The organism is Evansella clarkii, assembly GCF_002019695.1.
Taxonomy (GTDB): Bacteria; Bacillota; Bacilli; order Bacillales; family Salisediminibacteriaceae; genus Evansella; species Evansella clarkii.
In genome coordinates, this window is record NZ_KV917376.1 from 2,772,862 (window position 1) to 2,793,377 (window position 20,516).

The window sequence follows — 20,516 nt, forward strand, 5'->3', positions numbered from 1 at the left end:
TCAAGGATTATGTACCTATTAATACTCGTTTAACCTTACCCAATATAAAATATTATCAAACAAAAAGGCCTCGACGCTTTATCTTAGTTAATTGTTTGTTGAAACCTGGGAGTATATGCATAAAAAAGAAGCATCCCTATGAACATTGTCACGTTTTCACTGGTGGTGATGTATGATAGAATTTCAAGTAATGGTTTTGCCTGGCTACATATTTAATACAGTCTATGAGGAGATGATCCGATGAAAAGAATTATTACATTAAGTTTATTATCAGCTCTTGCATTAGTTTCTGCTGGCTGCGCACAGGAAGAAGCTATGAATGAGAATAATGAGACAGAAGAAGGGGAAGAGACGGAGCTGAATAATAATGAAGATAATAGTGAGGTACCAGTTTCCGATGAAGGAAATGATGAAAATAATGAAGTAAACAATGAAGTAAATGATGAACAGGCGGCAAATGAGTCAGAGGAAGAAAACAACAATGCAGCCGAAGAAGCCTACCAGCCGGAAGAACCTTTATATGAGGTTGCCGGGGCAGAGAGTAATTTTATTGTCAGGCCGATAGAAGGCTCAGGAGCTGACGAAGAGGTTGTGCTTCTTACTATTGACGATTCCTTTCTGTCAGCTAATTTTCAGTATGCTCTGGAGATGGCTGAAATTCTTCAGGAGCATGATGCTAACGCCATCTTTTTTATAAATGGACAGCTCTTATCTTCCGAAGAAGAGCAGGACAGACTTCGGGAGCTCCATGAGATGGGAGCAGAAATAGGAAACCATACGATGCACCACCATAACCTCTCAGAGTTATCTGAGGAAGAGCAAAGAGAAGAAATTGTACAACTTAACGATATTATTGAAGAGGTAACTGGGGAAAGGCCGCGCTTTTTCAGAGCACCATATGGAGTTAACCCGGAATATACTCAGCAAGTAGTGGAAGAAGAGGGAATGCAATGGATGAACTGGACATATGGCTACGATTGGGAGCCGGATTATCTTGAGGCTGAGCCGCTTGCCGAGATAATGGTTGAAACCCCGCTTCTGGGAAACGGAGCAAATTTGCTGATACATGACCGGGAGCATACGAAAGATGCACTAGCCGACATTATCACCGGATTAAGAGACAAAGGATATGAAATAGTTGACCCTGCATTAATTAAGTGAAAATCTTCTTGTGTACTGGCCTTCTTAAATTTGCGCGTTTAGTTAGTTTTTTCAATTGAAGTGTTATAAAAGTATGTTTTAAAATACATTAAATGGCGCAGGAATAAGCCCTTTGGTTTATTTTTCTGTTTTTACCTAAATACGACAATTCTGGTCAAATTCCTCTGCCAGCGTATGTTATAATGTATAAAACCATCCAACAAGAATGTGTCAAAAAAAACAGGTGGTGAGGGAGCATATGGAAAAATCAGATTTTCTGGATGAACTTAGACTTAAAGTAGGATTAGCATTTGATTATGCAAACAACCATGAAGACTTCTTGAAAAAGGTAGTTCAAACTCTTTATTCCATAGTGGGGCACCAGTGTATGATTACTGTTTACGAACCTTCTTCTGATGCTGGTCTGAAGAAGAGGTATGTGCTCGGCAATATCGAACAAAGCGGTAAAACTGATTTCCCTGGAGAAGGCTTTTTGTCTGTATGCGGTATTCCTTCTTCATTAGTTTTTACGAAAGATGGTATCCAGACGATCGCAGCCCCTGTTATTTCTTTCGGAAACGTAGAATATGTACTGGTTTTTACAGTTTCAGAACAGAGTTATTCCTTAAGCAGACAGGATTATGTGTTTGTAGATGAACTTGTCAGGTTTATCGGAGCAAAACACGAGGTGTTAAGAGGAAAGAAGAAATAATAGTAAAAGCATAATAATTTATATTAAGCCTGGGTTTACTGGGCTTTTTCTTGTGTAAAGAGCATATACTTTGCATAATAGAGAATATTGTTTTATAATTTAAAATATTCAGTAATCTAAGGAGGGATATCTTATGGAAAGTTACGAGCTGCTTTACGACAAAACAGAACGGGTAAATGTTAATTTTGTTGGTATGACTACTGAAAGTGCCCGCTATGATTTCGGTATCACGTATACGAATATGTTTTTTGGCAAGCCGCTTATAACATGTATGCAAACTGGACGTTCCTTCCTTTTATGCGCTGATGATATAACCGATGTGGAGCAGATTGAAAGGCTGTTTAAAGTAGACCCTTACGAAGCAGAGGCTCTTGCGGAATTTTTTAAAGATGTTCTTCCGGTTACAGGACTGCAAACACAATATGCAGAATAATTTACACCCTCTTCAGGGTGTTTTTTTTATCCCGCTTTTTTAATGATGCTAATATTAACCGGACTCTCTTCCTGTTTTGAGGATTAATCAGCTAATGTTATATAGTTAATAACATAATAAATTTTAATTATGATACATAATTAACCTTGACTTTATAAATGTGACATACTAAAATGGATTTAAGGATAAGATAAGCGCTTACAAAAAATCAAAGGAGTGTGTCATACATGGGAAGCATTGTATGTCAATCTTGCAACCAGGTAATTGATTATTATGAGGCGGAAAAAGTGCATGTTCTTTACGGAAAATGCTGTGAAGAGTGCGGGGAAAGCAAAAAAGAAGAAACTATGGAATTATAAAAATGTGGAGCTCTCTTAGAGAGCTCCGTTTTATTTTGCTTTAGGAAAGGATAGTATCAGGCTTACCAATCAATCGGTGAGTTTTCTTTATGGCGTTTTTCTTAATAGACGTACGTGAATCTCGTCTATTCTATTGCTTTTCGCTCTCTGATTACCCGAATGGACTGGAGGGTAAAATCTTCAGGTCCCTGAACCGGAAGGCCGGCCTCGATATTTTTCCAGATATAATTTAAATTCTCATTATCAATAATTTCACCAGGTATTAATATTGGAATACCTGGAGGATAGACCATGACGAACTCAGCACTTATTCTGCCTGCTGAATCTCTTAAAGGGATAACCTCGGTTTCAGAGTAAAATGCGTCCCGTGGCGAAAGAGCAAGGGTGGGAATACTTGGTACAAAAACGTTAATTCTTTTATCCTGTTCATGCTGTTGCTCGTTTTTCTCCAATTGCTGACGGGAGAGTTCACTCAGAGCGTGGACAAGAAGGTTGGTTTCTTCTTCTGTATCACCTGCAGTAACAATACATAGTAGATTGTATAAATCAGAAAGTTCTACCTCTATATTGTAGTTCTCCCTTAACCACACTTCTGCATCATACCCTGTTATGCCGAGATTTTTAATAGAAATAATTAATTTCGTCGGATCCATATCGAATATAGCTCTTTCATTCAGGAGCTCTTTTCCGGGGGAGTAAATTCCTTCAATTTCGTTAATTTCAGTTCTTGTTTTTTCCGCGAGCCTGATTGCTTCGCTAATCCGTTCAGCTCCATTAATCACCAGATTCCTTCTTGCTGCATCGAGGGATGCGAGCAGGATATAAGAGGTGGAAGTAGTGGTAAGCATACTAATTATGCTTTGTACCCTGTTCGGTGAAATAAGGTTTCCCTGTATATTCAGAACAGAGCTTTGTGTTAAAGATCCACCAAGCTTATGAACGCTTGTCGCTGCCATATCAGCTCCTGCCTGCATCGCTGACATGGGAAGGTCTTCGTGAAAGTGGATATGGACACCATGGGCTTCATCTACAAGTACGGGGATGTCAAAAGAGTGGGCTAGTTCCACAATTTCTTTTAAGTTTGCAGCAATCCCGAAATAAGTAGGATTAATTACTACAAGACCTTTTGCATCAGGATGGGCGTTTAAAGCTTTCTCCACTGCATTAACTGTAATGCCGTGGGAAATTCCGAGCTGGCTGTCTATTTCCGGATGGATAAATATTGGTGTCGCTCCGGCAAAGACGATTGCCGAAGTAATTGATTTATGAACGTTTCTCGGTACGATTATTTTTTCGCCAGGACCGCAAACACTCATTATCATCGTCATAATCGCTCCGCTCGTCCCCTGTACAGAAAAGAAGGTATAATCAGCGCCGAAAGCTTCTGCCGCCAGATGCTGCGCCTCTTGTATCATGCCTCCGGGATGATGCAGGTCATCAAGGGGTGCGATATTTATCAAGTCCAGTGATAAAGCGTTCTCCCCTATAAAATCACGAAACTGTTCGTCCATTCCTTTTCCCCCTTTATGTCCGGGGATGTGGAACTGAACCGGTTTTTGTTCAACATGTTTTAAAAGTCCATCAAGCAACGGCGTAGTCTGCTGTTCCGGATTTTTTTTCATACAAATCACCTCTCACCTATGCTGCTGTTACTGTTACTGCTTCACGACTAATACTCTGTTTTGTTTATCCCGATGAAACCGTCCGTAAAACTCCCGCCCAAAAACATGAGTGGAAGCGAAGATGTTCAGGCGGGATAACGCACGCTAACATCCCGATTGGTTCAACTAACAATCAGTGGAGGATGAATAAAACCCCCACTGATTGAAGGTTCACTTTATCCTTTTGCTATTCAAGTAAGAGTATACTTTTTTGAGATAAATAAAACCTCATGTTATGTTCATAGTATAAATATTTACCCTGATGATAAATAAGCTACACAAAACAAAAAAAGTATACCAGAACGAACAGCTGTTGGGAATAAAATTTTTCAGAGGTGATATGATGAAAGACGAAAATATTTCAATACCTATATCAACGGATTGGTCCAAGGAAGAAATAATTGATGTTGTGAATTTTTATGAAGCTGTTGATCAGGCCTACAGGAAAGGGACGGACCGTGATACTCTGCTAACGTTATATATGCGGTTTAAAAAAGCTGTCCCGGGAAAATCGGATGAAAAAAGAGACTTTAAAGAGTATGGGAACCAGACTGGCCAATCTCCATACCACGCAGTAAAAAAAGCCAGAGAAGCAGAGGGCGGCACGATTATTAAAATGTGATTGTAATTTTATCAAAAGTAAATAAAAAAGGCCTCAAGTCAGGAAGCCTTTTTTATACTATAAAATTTTAGCAACGTAGTCGTCTCGACGCTGATTTAATTTTTAGGATTATAGTATAAGTGCAATTATGGCAATACTTCGCCTTTTAAGGCTTGGCTTGCCAAGTTTTCTTTATAAAATAGAAAAACCTAAAAGCGAAAAACTGTAAAAATGGCCCGGTTCAATTTGAACTGAGCCATTTTATTTATTCTTTTATAAAAAACATATTAACCTTTTACAAAAACCTTTTGATGCAATTAGTTCCTCATAGATAATTTATAGAGCGGTGCCAGTGTTTCAAATGTTTCCCGTGCAAAATTAAGGAATTTCTCCCCATCCTGTAACAGGGGATCGTCGGCCTTAATTTGCCGGCCGATAAGGAATTCTCCTTTTTTTACATCCCGAAATCGTGTCAGGGCCTTTTCCAGGTCAATAGTTTCAAGAGATTCAGCATCCTTTTTCATATGATCCTGTGAAACCATAAACTCCTGTGGAATATTTTCTGTAATGGAATCCATATTGTCGAGAAAGCGGGAGCCTATTTCCTGTTTGTCCGGCATCTCGTAAATATAGGCAAGCCATAAAAATACGTGGTCATCAAAGAGTCCAATTTGAAAATGAGGATGTTTTTTATATCCCCGCTTATCATGACAATAAGCGGACCAGGTATCTGCCGGCGGGTTTACTTTTCGCCGTGCATGACGGGCAATATGTAAATGCATGTCATATCCCGTATAAGAAGACAGATCCTTGCTTATTTCATCGCTGATTGCCTGGAATTTCGGCTGTATACGCTCCTGGATAGCAGCCATTCTTTCCTCGAGACCTTCTATTGCAAAAGTGTCAAAATCCTGCTTTGTGAAGCCTGAAAAACTCATTATTTCTCACCTCTTTATATTTACCGACATTTTACCACATTATTTTTTTGAAGCAAAAGACTATGCCCAAAAGCACGTAACAAGGTTTAAAATTAACAAAGCGGTGGAAAAGAAGATAACAATAATACAGATATAGAAAATTAAGAGCAAGAAAAACGTATCGAATTCGATGCTTGGCACATATGCTGTATTACAAAAACCTCGTGTTTGTACACGTTGTATATGAGAGAATAATCGAGTTTGCTTTAGTCTGTGACAGTTATTATGAGGCTAAGAAAAGGGGTGTAAAAATGGAGAAGGTCATTCAAACCTTAAAAAGAATAGACGGGGAAAAAAGAATTCCTGTGCTGAAAATGGAAATTGACTATGAACTCCAGACACTATACGATGCGCTTCAGGCCAATGAAGAAGGCCAGATTAAAGAAAGCAAACAGAAGCTTGAGCGCCTCCGAAGTGAATTAATTCACTTAGAAGCATAAATATTGATTCAAAGTGGACCTTATAAGGGTTCACTTTTTTTGCACACACTATAGAAAATCATACAATTCACAAAGGAAGCAGTCTCGGAGCAGGTGAAATATTAAGGATGATAGTAATAAGCTTCATAAGGCAATTCATCGCCTTGTAAGGCTTGAATTGCGAGTTTTTTTTATTAGCGGATAATTGCCGTATAAGCCGCAAGTTGTTTGCGGTCAAACAAATTGTTATGTTATATATAAATGATCAGATGGTGGTACAGTTGACTTAAGGAGGAGCTTATATGAGCAGGATTGACCGGAAGGAATTGTTTAACACAGCAACTGACTGGACGAGGGAAGCTGGTGAGTACATAAGAAAAAAGATGAAAGAAAGTTTCTCTGTAAATACAAAATCAAACCAGGATGATCTTGTCACAGATGTGGATAAAGGGGTAGAAAATTTCTTTGAACAGAAACTTTCCGATAAGTTGCCAGATCATACGTTGATGGGTGAAGAAGGAACCGCCGAATCGGTAAAAAATCTTGATGGAACCGTCTGGATACTTGATCCCATTGACGGAACGATGAATTTTGTACATCAGGAGAGCTTTTTTGCTGTTTCTCTGGGAATATTCGAAAATGGGGAAGGGATTATCGGCATTGTATACGATGTGATGAATAACGAAATGTTTTCCTGCTTAAAAGGGGAAGGGGCATACGTTAACGGACGGAAATTACCTGAGCTGAAAGAGGTCCCTGTCCACGAATCAATATTAAGTTTTAATTCCGGCTGGATACTGAAAGACCGGAGGCTGGAGAAACTTGTAAAAGAGTCCAGAGGCACCCGTTCATACGGTTCAGCAGCTCTGGAACTGGCTTATGTTGCAGCAGGGCGTCTCGATGCGTATATCAGCTTTAATCTGGCTCCGTGGGATATAGCTGGCGGGTATGTACTAATAAAGGAAGTTGGGGGAACAGTCACAAATTACGAAGGTAAAGATCTGGATTTCCTGAATAAAGGAACTCTTCTTGCGGCCAACCCATATATCCATAATAATATTCTTTCACTCATACATGAATATGACCAATAAGTATAAACAGGAGTCCGCCTGAAAGGGCAGCTCTAATTATGGAAGGTGTAAAAGTCCCTCCATAATAAAAGGACGAGCTCAGGCTCGTCCCTCTTTTTCCTGCTGTTTTATTTTATGTTTAAGAGTAAACCCTGTTCCGACAGAGAACAATGCCAGTAGTATTGCTGAGACAACAATAAGGGTACTCTTTTCTGCAAGTCCTACTCCGATCCCAATCATACCCGCTGTTCCTCCGAGAGCGAGAAGAAAGAAGCGCCAGTCAAATGAATTCATTTTAAAACCTCCTCCTGAATATATTAACCTAATTATTCATTTATTTAAAGACAGATAAACCAATTTTTGCTGGTGATCTATATTAATCAGTGGCAAATATATGCTATAATAATTACGGTTTGTTTATCTTGTGTACTTTGAAACAGAAGTAAATCTAGGAGTGAAGAAATGATCTTGGGAACTGTAAATTCCGGAAGCGCGCCGAATATGAGCCCCATGGCGGAACTTGTAGGAGCAACTGATCCGGAAAACTTTTTATTCGCTTATGTCGTTTTGTATATTATTTTAAATGTTATAACTATAGTCGTTTTTAATCTTGGGTTTGCCCGAAAACTGCCTGTACTGAAGTTGGCGGTTGTCTATATTTTAATGCTTTTTGGTAATATTTTTATGACCTTTCTGGCATTATCTCTCCCAATTATTGAATCATTATTTGTAGCCGCTCTGATTCTTGGCGTTTATAAAATTCAGCTGAAGCGGTATAAAAAAGAAGAAGATTCAACGACTGACTGATAACTGAAATAAAGATTAAGCACCTGATGTGTCCGGTATTCCGGCTGCAGCAGGTGCTTTCTTATAGTTAAACTATATATTACAACTGCAGTCATAAGGAAAACCGCCTAAAAACAATACATGGCATAAATGTGCAGCGTGTTTTTAGAAAACCCATTCATCTTTTTCTTTGTCGTCAGAGTACTGGCGGAAGCTGCCAGTTTCCTTTCGCTCATTCGTCCGGGTTTCAATTCTGTCATAGCATGTCTGGCACATATATGTGTGAATCGGCCTGTTGCGCAGTTTCTTTGCTAATGGTGAATAATCATTAATATTCTCGATCACATCGCATAATACACACTTAACCCTCATACTCCACCTCTTTACGTTTATATTAACTAATGATTATTATAGCACGATTCATGTCGTTAAGAAATCTATACAAAGAGTGACTGGGGTGAGCGAAGCGAGATTTTGATTCTTTGTATGGAATAGTTTTATTGAAAAGAAAATACAGGTATAGTATTAATTATAAAGTGAAACTTCAATCAGGGGGTATTTGATCATCCCCAGCTGATTGTTAGTTAAAGGAAGATTAAAAGGAGGAACGTGCCATGGCTAATCGCGTAGAAACGAAACTAACTGAAGAACTGCTGCCATTACTAAAGCAGGAGCATTATATTAATGTGGCTACTGTAGACCATGAAACCGGGGGAGCAAATGTGAATGCTGTCTCCTGGGTATACGCAACAGATGAAAATACAGTCCGTTTTGCGGTTGATAAGAGATCACGCATCGTAGAAAATATACGTAAGCAGCCACTCGTTACATTGTCCTTGATTGGAGCCGGCTCTACATATTCCATTGCCGGAAAAGCATTCGTTGCAGAGGAAAAACTTGAAGGAGTACCATTAAAGCTGGCCCTTTTAGAGATTAAAATAGATGAGGTGCGGGATGTAATGTTTTATGGTTCCCGAATTACTTCAGAGCCTAAGTATGAAAAAACTTATGATAAAGAAGCAGCAGACAAACTTGACAGACAGGTAATGGAAGCTATTAAGAAAGCGTGACTGCATAATATGTTGCGCGCTTTCTTTTTTTGATAAAAAAGTGTTAAAAAAACAGTGAGGTCCCGAGTGTTCCGGTGATAAAACATTCGGTCATGGATAATGTCCATTTAAACGTCTAACCACCCTTTCAGCCACATACATTATAGTAAATGAAAAAAGAAAACTTTTTCATTGCAGGAGGCGAGAGGTTGAAAAAGCGAATTTATATTTTAGATACGAACGTTTTGCTGCAGGACCCCCTTGCTATCTATGCATTTGAACAAAATGAAGTTGTTATTCCGGCTGTGGTTCTGGAAGAAGTAGATTCAAAAAAAAGGAATATGGATGAAGTAGGCAGGAATGCCAGACATATTGCAAGGCTGCTTGATGACCTTCGGGAGAAAGGGAAATTGCACATTGGTGTTCCGCTCATTAACGGAGGGACCTTCAGAGTAGAATTAAATCACCGCTCTTTCGGGAAAATGAAAGATTATTTTCTGGAGAGCAATAATGATAATAGAATTCTCGCCGTTGCACTTAATATGAGTTTGGAAGAAGAACAAAAAAAGTCCGGAATAAAAGTAACGCTTGTAAGCAAAGATGCCCTCCTCCGGGTAAAAGCTGATGCTCTTGGGATTCATGCGGAAGATTTTTTAAGCGACAGAGTTGTCCAGTACGACAGAATGTACGCCGGGTACAGAGAGATATACCTCCCATCCCGTATGCTGGACCGTATTTATGAAAAAAAAACTATCAAGGTGGAAGAAGCAGGGGTCGAAGGATGTTTTCCTAACCAGTTTTTTATTCTGAAGGACGAGATCAATCCTTCTAAATCAGCTTTGTCTTCAGTCAGTAAAAATGGGAAGATGCTTAACCTATTTCTGGCACACGACGACACCATCTGGGGCATCAGGCCGAGAAACGTCCAGCAGAAGATGGCTGTGGAACTTCTTAACAGAGATGACGTACCGCTTGTAACCCTGGCAGGAAAAGCTGGAACGGGGAAGACCCTGCTGTCACTGGCTGCCGCTTTATATCAGACGGAAGACCTGCAGAAATACAAAAAGATTCTTGTGGCAAAACCTGTAGTTCCGGTTGGAAAAGACATAGGTTTTCTTCCAGGTGAAAAAGAGGAGAAACTCCGTCCCTGGATGCAGCCTGTATATGATAATCTGGAGTATTTATTTAATACGAAAAAGCCGGGAGAGCTGGAACAGATTCTCGCAGGGATGGGGTCGATTCAGGTAGAAGCACTCACTTATATCAGGGGGAGGAGTATACCTGACCAGTTTATTATTATCGATGAAGCGCAGAACCTGACAAAGCATGAGGTCAAAACGATCCTTACGAGAGTAGGGGAAAGAAGCAAAATAGTGTTAATGGGCGATCCTAAACAAATTGACCACCCTTATCTGGACGAATATACAAATGGTCTTACCTACGTAGCGGAACGCCTGAAACATCTAGCCGAAACAGGGCATATCAAACTGGAAAAAGGGGAACGTTCCGGACTTGCCCAGATGGCGGCTGACCTGCTGTAAGATAAAGAAACCTCCTGCAGTGTGCTGACAGGAGGTTTAATGTTTACAGACAGTCAAACAAGGAAAAATAAATTAAACGATTACAATTTTGTTAATATGCGTAACCGGGTTGTCTTTATTTGAGCCATCCCCGTAATAAAAGTGTACAGGTCCATTTCCTTTAAGAGGTTTACCTTCTTCTGAAAAACCAATGATTGCTTCATTAGCTTCCTGCAGGGTACAACCAAAATCTTCCCCTTCACTGCGTTCGAAAACCACCGTTTGAGCATCAGATGAAGGTGAGGCATTTTTCAGAAATGGAGCAAAGGGAACGCCGAAAGACTTTTCCGTAAGATCCTTTCTGCTTACTTTTACATTATTACCCTTAGGCAGAGCGTCAGCGCCCTGGCTGCGGTGAAGATTCCATGCTTCCGCCATATTTTTCTCTTCTCTTTCCTGATGGTTTAAGTATTCCTGGGAAAAATACGTCTTAAGATCAACTTTTCTTTCGTCAAAAATCCAGACACCTGGATCAATAGTAATAGTATGTTTTACATTACCTGAAATAGTGAGAATACTGGACAAAAAACAACTCTCCTTTCTTTACAATTTACAGTATAGAGTCTGCAGCACAATTTGTCACGGACCAGCAGCTTTACTAAGGAGGCACTACTATGATTTGCAATGATCGGGAAACACTTCGAGTAATGGTTGAAGAAGCAAACAAATTAACGAAGCATGGTAAAGTGGCTGATTATATTCCCGCTTTAAAAACAGCAGACAGAGACGCACTTTCCATTGCCGTTTATGAAGAAGGAACCTGTGCAAGCGCAGGAGACATTCAGGAAAAATTTACACTGCAGAGTATATCGAAAGTCCTTTCACTGGCACTTGCTCTTATGGACAACGGCGAGGAAGAAGTTTTTTCCAGAGTTGGCATGGAACCAACGGGGGACCCATTTAATTCGATCATCAAGCTGGAAACCCATTCCCCTTCCAAGCCTCTTAACCCGATGATTAATGCCGGGGCTCTTTCTGTTACATCGATGATTCACGGCGGGAGTGTAGAAGAAAGGCTGGGAAGGCTGCTCACCTTTATTCATGAGCTTACAGGAAATCCATCGATCAGTTACAATGAGAAAGTTGCCAAATCAGAATATGATACAGCAAACTTAAACAGAGCACTCGTATATTTTATGAAGCAGCATGGTGTAATTAATGAAAACTCTGAGACACTTCTTGAGTTGTATACGAAACAATGTGCGATAGAAGTAAACTGCGAGGATCTAGCCAAGATTGGTTATGTCATAGCCAACGAAGGTCTGCATGCAGAATCTCAGCGCCCTGTCATTCCTCTTCACATTGCCCGGATTTTAAAAACTTTTATGGTTACCTGCGGCATGTATAATGCTTCCGGTGAGTTTGCTATACGTGTTGGCATACCGGCGAAAAGCGGGGTTTCAGGAGGGATAATGGCTTCGGTGCCACATCGGGTCGGGATAGGCATATATGGCCCGGCACTGGATGAGAAAGGAAATAGTGTTGCAGGCATGCATCTTCTTGAAGTATTGTCTCAAAGATATGACCTGAGCATTTTTTAGTCATTACTGGCTAAACGATGCTGTATTCAGCAGACCCTCAATACAGAAAACCATCCTCAATACTCTTCTGGAACAGACTTTTAAAAACTTTGTCGATTTTAAAACTATGTTTGTTTATTACCATCTATTGCTTTTTTACCGTGAAAAAGCTAATATAAGATAATAGGAGAAGTTTTTACACATTGAGGAGGAGGGATTCCTTTGTCAGTTGAAACCCTACCCGGACAGAGTGAAAAAGCATATGCTCTTCTTAAGGAAGACGCTCAGAAGATCCTAAAACTTATTGAAGTGCAGATGGAAAACTTAACTATGCCGCAATGTCCTCTTTATGAGGAAGTTTTAGATACACAAATGTTCGGTTTATCAAGAGAAATAGATTTTGCAATTCGTCTGCAGCTCATTCAGGAAGAAGAAGGGAAAAAAATTCTGGATGGTCTGGAGAAAAAGCTGACTGCTCTGCATGAAGCTAGTACAGGAAGAAAACGTTAATAATTTTTAATACGAAAACCAGCTGCCGATGAGGCAGCTGGTTTTTTTTCGCCAGTTCAGTGAAGGCAGCCGGGGACAGGCTGCAGCATATTTTCATTTTGTCGAAATAAAGACTATTTTAATACATTTATACATATTTGTTTTTGCTAATACGTGAAATCGTCTCTCGTAGATGGTATGATAAGCATAAGTTTTCAAAAAAATAGAATAACTTATTAGTTTTTACAGTCTGGTGTTTTATCGGCCGAAGGAGGAAATGTGAAAATGATACGTTTAGAAAAAATCAATAAAGTATTAGTTGCTAACCGGGGAGAAATTGCGATCAGAATCTTTCGGGCATGTACAGAATTAAATATCCGTACAGTAGCTGTCTATTCAAAAGAAGACAACGGCGCCTACCATCGTTATAAAGCTGACGAAGCTTATCTTGTTGGCGAGGGAAAAAAGCCGATTGATGCATACTTGGATATTGAAGGCATAATTAAAATTGCGAAGCGTAACGGAGTAGACGCGATTCATCCTGGATATGGATTTCTTTCAGAGAATATTGAATTCGCAAGAAGGTGTAAAGAAGAAGGGATTATTTTCATCGGCCCTGACACAGAGCACTTACGAATGTTCGGGGACAAAGTAGAAGCTAGAAAAACAGCAGTAGCCGCTGATATTCCTGTAATCCCAGGAAGCGATGGTCCAGTTTCTTCATTAGATGAGGTGAAGAAATTTACTAATGAGCATGGTTTCCCGATTATTATTAAAGCAGCGCTGGGGGGCGGAGGACGAGGAATGCGAATCGTTCGCTCTGCAGACGAGCTGAGTGAAGCATTTGACCGTGCCCGTTCAGAAGCAAAAGCTTCCTTTGGAAATGAAGTTGTATATGTAGAGAAATTTGTAGAAAATCCTAAGCATATCGAAGTGCAGATTCTCGGTGACCACCATGGAAACCTTGTTCATCTCTATGAAAGAGACTGTTCCGTTCAGCGGCGCCACCAGAAAGTTGTGGAAATTGCCCCTAGTGTTTCCTTAACAGAAAAAGCAAGGGAAGATATTTGTAACGCTGCTGTTAAGTTAATGAAAAACATCGATTATATTAACGCAGGAACAGTAGAATTCCTCGTAACAGACGATGAGAAGTTCTATTTCATTGAAGTTAATCCGAGAGTACAGGTAGAACATACAATTACTGAGATGATTACTGGAATTGATATTGTTCAGACACAAATACTGATAGCAGATGGAAAAGAATTACATAGTGACGAAATTGGAATACCATATCAGGAAGACGTAACCGTACACGGATACGCTATCCAATCCAGGGTTACAACTGAGGATCCGCAAAATCAGTTCCTTCCTGATACAGGGAAAATTATGGCATACAGAAGCGGGGGAGGATTTGGTGTCCGGCTGGACGCAGGAAACGGGTTCCAGGGAGCCGTAATTTCACCTCACTACGACTCCTTGCTCGTGAAGGTTTCCACATGGGCTCTGTCCTTTGATAAAGCAGCCCACAAAATGCTGAGGAATCTCAGAGAATTCCGTATCAGAGGAATAAAAACAAACATCGCATTTCTTGAAAACGTAGTTCAGCACCCTAAGTTTCTTAACGGAGAGTATAATACGTCTTTTATTGATAAAACACCTGAGCTCTTCGTTTTTCCAAAAAGGAAAGACAGAGGAACAAAAATGCTCTCTTTTATTGCTAATACAACAGTTAACGGTTATCCGGGAATCGGTATTAAGAAAAAGCCAGTGTTTGAACAGCGGAGAGTTCCTCAAGTGGATTACTTTCAGGAAATGCCGGCAGGAACTAAGCAGATTCTTGATCAGCGCGGTGCCGAAGGACTTGCAGCCTGGGTGAAAGAACAGAAAGAAGTGCTTCTTACAGATACTACTTTCCGGGATGCTCATCAGTCGCTTCTCGCCACCCGTGTGCGTACTACAGACCTGACAGAAATTGCTGAACCGACTGCAAGGCTTCTTCCGGATTTGTTCTCCATGGAAATGTGGGGCGGGGCAACATTTGATGTTTCCATGCGTTTCCTCCACGAAAATCCATGGGACAGACTTATTCAGCTAAGGGAGAAAGCTCCTAATGTATTATTCCAGATGCTTCTCCGCGCTTCAAATGCGGTTGGCTATAAGAATTACCCTGACAATTTAATTGAAGAGTTTGTTGAAAAGTCTGCCGAGGGCGGTATTGATGTTTTCCGGGTATTTGACAGCCTTAACTGGGTAAAAGGAATGGTTCCGGCCATTGAAGCAGTCAGAAAATCAGGAAAAATAGCTGAAGCGAGCATTTGTTACACAGGAGATATTCTTGACAGCAGCAGAGATAAATATGACCTGAATTACTATTTAAAAATGGCCAAAGAGCTTGAAGGAGCTGGAGCTCATATACTAGGTATTAAAGATATGGCAGGGCTGTTAAAACCACAGGCAGCGTATGAGCTTATTTCTGCTTTAAAAGAGACGGTAAATATCCCTATCCATTTGCATACTCATGACACGAGCGGCAACGGGATATATACCTATGCCCGTGCAGTGGATGCAGGAGTGGATATTCTTGATACTGCTATCAGCTCCATGTCAGGGCTCACAAGCCAGCCAAGCATGAATTCTCTCTACCATGCATTAAAGGGGCATGAGCGCCAGCCGAAACTGGATATTGCCAAAACAGAACAGCTTAACAGCTACTGGGAAGACACGAGAAAATATTACCAGGATTTCGAAAGTGGTATGAATGCTCCACATTCTGAAATTTATTTCCATGAGATGCCTGGAGGACAATACAGTAACCTGCAGCAGCAGGCGAAAGCGGTAGGGCTTGGAGACCGGTGGGATGAAGTAAAATCTATGTACCAGAAGGTTAATCATTTGTTTGGCGATATCGTGAAAGTTACCCCATCTTCAAAAGTAGTGGGTGATATGGCACTCTTCATGGTGCAGAATGATCTTAATGAAGAAACAGTTTATGAAAAAGGAAGAAGCCTTGATTTTCCTGATTCAGTTATTGAATTCTTCCAGGGGTATATTGGCCAGCCGTATAAAGGCTTTCCTAAAGAGCTGCAACAAATTGTACTTAAAGGGAGAGAAGCGATTACTGACAGGCCGGGGGAGCATTTAGAACCAGTTAACTTTGACCAGATCAGGGAAGAGCTTTATCATAAACTTGGCCGTCAGGTAACAAGCCATGACCTGATTTCCTATGCCCTGTATCCTAAAGTCTATCTTGATAATGAACAATTTACAGAACAGTTTGGCGATGTATCTGTGCTTGATACACCAACTTTCTTTTACGGACTCCGTCTCGGGGAAGAAGTCAATATTGAGATAGAGCAGGGGAAAACATTGATTGTTAAGCTTGTTTCTGTCGGGGAGCCTCAGAAAGACGGAACGAGAGTAATTTACTTCGAACTTAATGGACAGCAGAGGGAAATAGTCGTTAAAGATGAAAATGTAGAATCACTCGTAGCGCAGAAAGTGAAAGCGGATAAAAACAATCCGAAACATATTGGAGCTACAATGCCTGGTACAGTAGTAAAAACACTTGCTGAAAAAGGCGACAAAGTGAAAAAAGGCGATCATCTCATCATTACAGAGTCTATGAAAATGGAAACAACAGTCCAGGCTGCGGAAGACGGGACAATAAAACAGCTTTACGTGTCAAACGGCGAGGCAATCCAGGCAGGAGACCTGCTTGTGGAATTTGAATAAAATGTAATGGAGTGGAAGTAGCTGCTTCCACTCCTTTTAATGTTTGTGCTGTCTGCCTGTTGCATGTATATTGGCGGATCGCCAATATACATAGGGATTTCGCCAATATGATTTGATTTTCGCCAATAAACGTCGGCATTCCGGTTTGGCCCCTTCAATTTAGACACCTACTGCTCACTTTTAGGTAGTCACTTCTTCACCTTTCGAAGGATAGTTGATTGCGCGCAAGCATCAAGCCAACACCGCTTGACCCTTACGCTTAATCAACTGCTGGGTAGTTAGGTGAAGAAGAGGAAAATCACTCCCCTTGGTTCTATAAGTTAATTATTTGTGGACAGTTTCCTTTGCTATATAATTTATAGAACTTTGCCGGCGATAAATATTTTAGGCTTCCATGGTAGCGCCGGTTATTATAAAAATCCATATACTCATCAATCCTGTAATAGGCTTCTTCGAAGCATTCAAAACGGTAACGTTGGTAACACTCCCTTTCGATGACGCTATGGAACGATTCAATATAGGCGTTTAAATCCGGTGATTTGCTTGGTATGCGTTCATGATATAGGTGTTGATGCTCACAAAATCTGCCAAAATGTTCACTGACAAATTGTGGGCCGTTATCTGTACGAATAATCAACTTCGAAGAAGTCTCACTTTCATAGTGAATACCGCGTCTCAATAACGCCCCTTGAAGCATTTTCGTAATGTTTGTTGCTTTACATTCTGGACCGCGATAGTATCCAACGATACACCGGTCATATACATCAATAGCACTAGCTAGAAAAACGAATCGTCCACTACCTTCAATCGAGCCATACTTTATATCCACTTGCCAAAGCTGGTTAGAAGCTGTTATCGTGTGCTGCTTCGCCAACCTTCGAGGATACTTAGATTTTCTTCGCTGAGGTAACAGAATATTTAACTTTTCACAGAGGCGATAGACCTTTTTAGGGTTTATTACCAACTTATGTTGGTCTTTAAGGTAGTTGGTGAGTTTTCGGTATCCGTAGATACCTTCCTCACCCTCTACAGCTTCCATTAGGAATTCTTCAATCTGCTCATCAGATATTTTTATACCAGTCTGAGCCAAGGAAAATCCTGGTACTGGCCGGCCCTGGAAGGACTCTTCTGTGACCTGTTTATTTTTTTGATGGTAATAATACAACGAACGTTCCACGTTTAATGCTCTTGTAGTTCTAGTTACTGGAAAACCGTCTTTCACCCACTCCTCGATTTCTTTTAGCAGGAGGATTAGAGGAACTCGTTTTTTTTTATAACATTCTTGAGCATGGCAACTTCCAACTCTTTTTCGCCTAATAGAAGCATCGCCTGCTCATATTTCTTTTGAAGTTCCTCCTTTGTGGGGTTATCGGATAAACCCGTTGATCCTTCGGTTTCCATCACGTCACGAACTTCATCTTCGTAAAGTTTGAACCAATTCCTAAGAGTTTCTCTGGATATTCCAGCCTTTCTGGCGATAGAGGTATAATTCCCAGTCTCCAAGGCCATGCGAACGTATTTCTTTTTTACATCTTCAATAACATCAATTCTCTTAGCCATTCTGTACTTTCTCCCTTTTTTAAATCATTTTTGCCATCATCTAGGTGTTTTCATAACCTGTATATGGTGTCTAAATGATTAAGGGGGCTTAAAAGATTCCGCCAATAAAAACTTTTTTCCGCCAATAACTTAACCTTTCTCTCGCCTGGTTTTCGACAAGCGCTTATCATTTGAATAAGCTTCAACTTTTTCGTTATACTTATGGAAAGGTTGTTTTCCGACATCCTTTTTGGGGAATAAAAATTACTGACAAAACAAATTGGGAGTTGATTGAAAATGGCAAATGAAAAAACAACTGAAATTCTTAACAGGCAAGTAGCTAACTGGAACGTACTGTTCGTTAAGCTACATAACTATCACTGGTATGTAAAAGGTGTTAACTTCTTTAAGCTTCATGAGAAATTCGAAGAACTTTACAACGAAGCAGCAGGCCATATTGATGAACTTGCTGAACGCCTGTTAACACTTCAGGGGGAACCTGTTGCATCTATGAGAGAGTTTCTCGAAATTGCGACCATCAAGGAAGCTCAAGGGGAAAGAGCTTCTAAAGATATGGTGAAAGTTCTGTCAGATGACTTTACGCAGTTAAGTGAGGAACTAAATAGCGATATTGAAAATTTAGAGGAAATGGGCGACGAAGCAACTGCAGATATGTTAATTGCGGTTAGACAGTCTGTTGAAAAGCATAACTGGATGCTCAGGTCTTTCCTTGAAGAATAAAAATCCGGAAGGGGGGCGGCCTAAAAAAAGGCAGCTCTCCTTTTCTCTGTGGAGCAGATTTCGTACCTGGGCGTCCATCCGCATGTTCAAAGTATCTGTTGTTAGTTCACAATAGAGCATATATAGTGACCCTGACCTATATTCAGGAAAAATGGTGATTTTAGGAATTTCTCATGCATTTTTTTGAATACATAACGAAGCATCGAAATATAAGATAATCTTTGATTAACAACTTCATTTTAATGAGCTTCAAAGGCTCCAGCGTCAGAATTCCCCACACAGAACCCTTCAACATGGACGTTGTATAAAATTCAAAATAATCACTCTATTCTGAGACATGGCTGTTCAGAAAAGAAAAGCAAGAAATTATGACATTTACCTTTATTTTTCTTAAAAAGATTATTAATATTAGTATAGTGATTATGGTAAAATGAAAATTGTGTCAGTGTGGAAGTTATATGCAATCCTTTTTAAGTGATGAAAATCACTGATTGATGACTTATAATGTGATTGTAGGTCAAAGGCACAGATGCAAACGGACTATTTTTATTTTTAGGAAATAATTTTCTTCCATAAATCTGAGCGTAGTAAACGCTAAAAATATCGTCCGTTTTTTTACCATGGAGATAATAAAGTGATAATGCACTTTATTAGACTTATATTTATAATCATGCTTAGATTGTAATAAGTTTAAAGGGGGGGTGAAACGAATGAATAAATCAAGTGCACTGACATCGAATGAGGCTGTGGAGAGTAATGAATTCATTGGAAATGAGGCAGGGAAGGTAACGTGGAAATCCTATCTGGCTATTTCTAAAACGGGAATTGTAATGTCAAACCTCATTACTACTTTCACCGGGTTGTTTTTAGCTGCTTACTATACAGGTACTACAATAGGCAGCGATCCGCTAAATGCCTTATTTGCTTTATTGGGGTCTGCTTTTATTTTAGCTGGGGGATGCGCATTAAATAATTATATTGACAGAGATATAGACCATTTAATGGAACGTACGAAAGAAAGACCATCCGTAAGCGGGGAATTATCAGGAAAACAGGTTTTCACATACGGGCTTGGAATATCAGCCGCGGGGACAATACTTCTGGCTATGGCGTCAATGATGGCTGCTGTAATCGGTGTTGCTGGCCTTGTCATTTATGTGGTGTTATATTCCATGTGGACAAAACGGACAACAACGCTGAATACGATAGTTGGAAGCTTTGCCGGTGCAGTACCGCCTCTTATTGGATGGGCAGCGATTGATCCGGGCTTAAGCCCAATTGCATGGTCGCTGTTTTTAATTATGTTTATATGGCAGCCGCCGCATTTTCTTGCACTCGCAATGAAACGGGCGGATGAGTATAAACGAGCGGGAATTCCAATGCTTCCGGTAGTGGCCGGGTTCGACATTACGAAGCGCCAGATTGTCTGGTATATTGCTGCTCTGATTCCAGTTTCCCTTACAGTGGCACATTTTGGGGTTGTGTACACTGTTGCCGCATCCTTGCTCGGAATCGGCTGGCTGGTCCTTGGAATAGCTGGCTATAAATACAAAGATGATTTAAAATGGGCAAAGCAGATGTTTGTGTATTCTTTATATTACTTAACGATCTTGTTTGTACTTATGATTATCGTACACATGTTCTAAGGAAATATCCTTTTTTGAATATGAATTATTATTAACTTAAAGACAGAAAGAGGGGTTTGTGA

At 40.2% G+C, this 20,516-nt stretch carries 22 protein-coding genes; 15 read left to right on the plus strand and 7 right to left on the minus strand.

Annotation, left to right across the window (positions count from 1 at the left end; genetic code table 11):
• Nucleotides 1-240: 240 nt before the first annotated feature.
• The 4 genes from BK582_RS12850 (at nucleotide 241) to BK582_RS12865 (ending at nucleotide 2,644) form a co-directional block, all read left to right on the plus strand.
• Nucleotides 241-1,161: a polysaccharide deacetylase family protein gene (locus tag BK582_RS12850; RefSeq protein ID WP_078595423.1), complete on the plus strand. Its 921-nt coding sequence runs from the start codon at nucleotides 241-243 to the stop codon at nucleotides 1,159-1,161.
• A 238-nt stretch (nucleotides 1,162-1,399) separates the two neighbouring features.
• Complete coding sequence (locus BK582_RS12855; protein ID WP_078595424.1) at nucleotides 1,400-1,852, plus strand: hypothetical protein; 453 nt, start codon at nucleotides 1,400-1,402, stop codon at nucleotides 1,850-1,852.
• A gap of 133 nt (nucleotides 1,853-1,985) precedes the next feature.
• Nucleotides 1,986-2,285, plus strand: a complete 300-nt coding sequence (locus BK582_RS12860) for a DUF3055 domain-containing protein (protein ID WP_078595425.1) — start codon at nucleotides 1,986-1,988, stop codon at nucleotides 2,283-2,285.
• Nucleotides 2,286-2,512: 227 nt separating this feature from the next.
• Complete coding sequence (locus BK582_RS12865; RefSeq protein ID WP_078595426.1) at nucleotides 2,513-2,644, plus strand: GapA-binding peptide SR1P; 132 nt, start codon at nucleotides 2,513-2,515, stop codon at nucleotides 2,642-2,644.
• A 125-nt stretch (nucleotides 2,645-2,769) separates the two neighbouring features.
• On the opposite strand, the gene BK582_RS12870 is transcribed toward BK582_RS12865, so the two are convergent.
• Nucleotides 2,770-4,266, minus strand: coding sequence for an aminotransferase class I/II-fold pyridoxal phosphate-dependent enzyme (locus BK582_RS12870; RefSeq protein WP_078595427.1), 1,497 nt, complete (start codon nucleotides 4,264-4,266; stop codon nucleotides 2,770-2,772).
• Nucleotides 4,267-4,618: 352 nt separating this feature from the next.
• On the opposite strand from BK582_RS12870, the gene BK582_RS12875 reads away from it, so the two are divergent.
• Nucleotides 4,619-4,927 carry a UPF0223 family protein gene (locus BK582_RS12875; protein WP_420841228.1) on the plus strand — a complete coding sequence of 103 codons (309 nt, stop codon included), beginning with the start codon at nucleotides 4,619-4,621 and terminating at the stop codon, nucleotides 4,925-4,927.
• A gap of 296 nt (nucleotides 4,928-5,223) precedes the next feature.
• Here the strand turns inward: BK582_RS12875 and BK582_RS12880 are convergent, their stop codons facing one another.
• Entirely contained in the window at nucleotides 5,224-5,844 is a 621-nt protein-coding gene (locus BK582_RS12880; RefSeq protein ID WP_078595429.1) for a YktB family protein, read from the minus strand.
• Nucleotides 5,845-6,026: 182 nt separating this feature from the next.
• Here BK582_RS12880 and BK582_RS28225 point away from each other — a divergent pair, with 182 nt between their 5' ends.
• The gene (locus BK582_RS28225; protein ID WP_331248432.1) at nucleotides 6,027-6,323 is read left to right on the plus strand and encodes a hypothetical protein; all 297 of its coding nucleotides are present in this window, start codon (nucleotides 6,027-6,029) and stop codon (nucleotides 6,321-6,323) included.
• A gap of 281 nt (nucleotides 6,324-6,604) precedes the next feature.
• Nucleotides 6,605-7,393 carry an inositol monophosphatase family protein gene (locus BK582_RS12890; protein WP_078595431.1) on the plus strand — a complete coding sequence of 263 codons (789 nt, stop codon included), beginning with the start codon at nucleotides 6,605-6,607 and terminating at the stop codon, nucleotides 7,391-7,393.
• 78 nt (nucleotides 7,394-7,471) lie between these two features.
• Here the strand turns inward: BK582_RS12890 and BK582_RS12895 are convergent, their stop codons facing one another.
• Complete coding sequence (locus BK582_RS12895) at nucleotides 7,472-7,666, minus strand: DUF5325 family protein (RefSeq protein ID WP_078595432.1); 195 nt, start codon at nucleotides 7,664-7,666, stop codon at nucleotides 7,472-7,474.
• 168 nt (nucleotides 7,667-7,834) lie between these two features.
• Here BK582_RS12895 and BK582_RS12900 point away from each other — a divergent pair, with 168 nt between their 5' ends.
• Nucleotides 7,835-8,179 carry a YlaH-like family protein gene (locus tag BK582_RS12900; RefSeq protein ID WP_078595433.1) on the plus strand — a complete coding sequence of 115 codons (345 nt, stop codon included), beginning with the start codon at nucleotides 7,835-7,837 and terminating at the stop codon, nucleotides 8,177-8,179.
• A gap of 144 nt (nucleotides 8,180-8,323) precedes the next feature.
• Here BK582_RS12900 and BK582_RS12905 read toward each other — a convergent pair whose 3' ends face one another.
• On the minus strand, nucleotides 8,324-8,530 hold the full coding sequence (locus tag BK582_RS12905; protein WP_078595434.1) for a YlaI family protein: 207 nt from the start codon (nucleotides 8,528-8,530) through the stop codon (nucleotides 8,324-8,326).
• A 242-nt stretch (nucleotides 8,531-8,772) separates the two neighbouring features.
• Here BK582_RS12905 and BK582_RS12910 point away from each other — a divergent pair, with 242 nt between their 5' ends.
• Together BK582_RS12910 and BK582_RS12915 are read left to right on the plus strand one after the other, a co-directional pair.
• Nucleotides 8,773-9,228: a pyridoxamine 5'-phosphate oxidase family protein gene (locus BK582_RS12910; protein WP_078595435.1), complete on the plus strand. Its 456-nt coding sequence runs from the start codon at nucleotides 8,773-8,775 to the stop codon at nucleotides 9,226-9,228.
• A gap of 149 nt (nucleotides 9,229-9,377) precedes the next feature.
• Nucleotides 9,378-10,748, plus strand: a complete 1,371-nt coding sequence (locus BK582_RS12915; RefSeq protein ID WP_078595436.1) for a PhoH family protein — start codon at nucleotides 9,378-9,380, stop codon at nucleotides 10,746-10,748.
• Between the two features lie 72 nt (nucleotides 10,749-10,820).
• On the opposite strand, the gene BK582_RS12920 is transcribed toward BK582_RS12915, so the two are convergent.
• Nucleotides 10,821-11,312, minus strand: a complete 492-nt coding sequence (locus tag BK582_RS12920) for a hypothetical protein (RefSeq protein WP_078595437.1) — start codon at nucleotides 11,310-11,312, stop codon at nucleotides 10,821-10,823.
• Between the two features lie 89 nt (nucleotides 11,313-11,401).
• On the opposite strand from BK582_RS12920, the gene glsA reads away from it, so the two are divergent.
• The 3 genes from glsA (at nucleotide 11,402) to pyc (ending at nucleotide 16,528) form a co-directional block, all read left to right on the plus strand.
• On the plus strand, nucleotides 11,402-12,328 hold the full coding sequence (gene glsA / locus BK582_RS12925) for a glutaminase A (protein ID WP_078595438.1): 927 nt from the start codon (nucleotides 11,402-11,404) through the stop codon (nucleotides 12,326-12,328).
• 201 nt (nucleotides 12,329-12,529) lie between these two features.
• Nucleotides 12,530-12,817, plus strand: a complete 288-nt coding sequence (locus tag BK582_RS12930) for an Fpa/YlaN family protein (protein WP_078595439.1) — start codon at nucleotides 12,530-12,532, stop codon at nucleotides 12,815-12,817.
• Nucleotides 12,818-13,081: 264 nt separating this feature from the next.
• Entirely contained in the window at nucleotides 13,082-16,528 is a 3,447-nt protein-coding gene (gene pyc / locus BK582_RS12935) for a pyruvate carboxylase (RefSeq protein ID WP_177344642.1), read from the plus strand.
• Nucleotides 16,529-16,841: 313 nt separating this feature from the next.
• Here pyc and BK582_RS12940 read toward each other — a convergent pair whose 3' ends face one another.
• Both BK582_RS12940 and BK582_RS27660 read right to left on the minus strand, forming a co-directional pair.
• Complete coding sequence (locus tag BK582_RS12940) at nucleotides 16,842-17,750, minus strand: IS3 family transposase (RefSeq protein ID WP_078592736.1); 909 nt, start codon at nucleotides 17,748-17,750, stop codon at nucleotides 16,842-16,844.
• 29 nt (nucleotides 17,751-17,779) lie between these two features.
• On the minus strand, nucleotides 17,780-18,088 hold the full coding sequence (locus BK582_RS27660; protein WP_139368201.1) for a helix-turn-helix domain-containing protein: 309 nt from the start codon (nucleotides 18,086-18,088) through the stop codon (nucleotides 17,780-17,782).
• A gap of 276 nt (nucleotides 18,089-18,364) precedes the next feature.
• Between BK582_RS27660 and BK582_RS12950 the strand changes: the two genes are divergently transcribed.
• Together BK582_RS12950 and cyoE are read left to right on the plus strand one after the other, a co-directional pair.
• Nucleotides 18,365-18,808, plus strand: coding sequence for a Dps family protein (locus BK582_RS12950; RefSeq protein WP_078595440.1), 444 nt, complete (start codon nucleotides 18,365-18,367; stop codon nucleotides 18,806-18,808).
• Nucleotides 18,809-19,518: 710 nt separating this feature from the next.
• Nucleotides 19,519-20,454: a heme o synthase gene (gene cyoE, locus BK582_RS12955; protein ID WP_078595441.1), complete on the plus strand. Its 936-nt coding sequence runs from the start codon at nucleotides 19,519-19,521 to the stop codon at nucleotides 20,452-20,454.
• The last annotated feature ends 62 nt before the right edge of the window (nucleotides 20,455-20,516 follow it).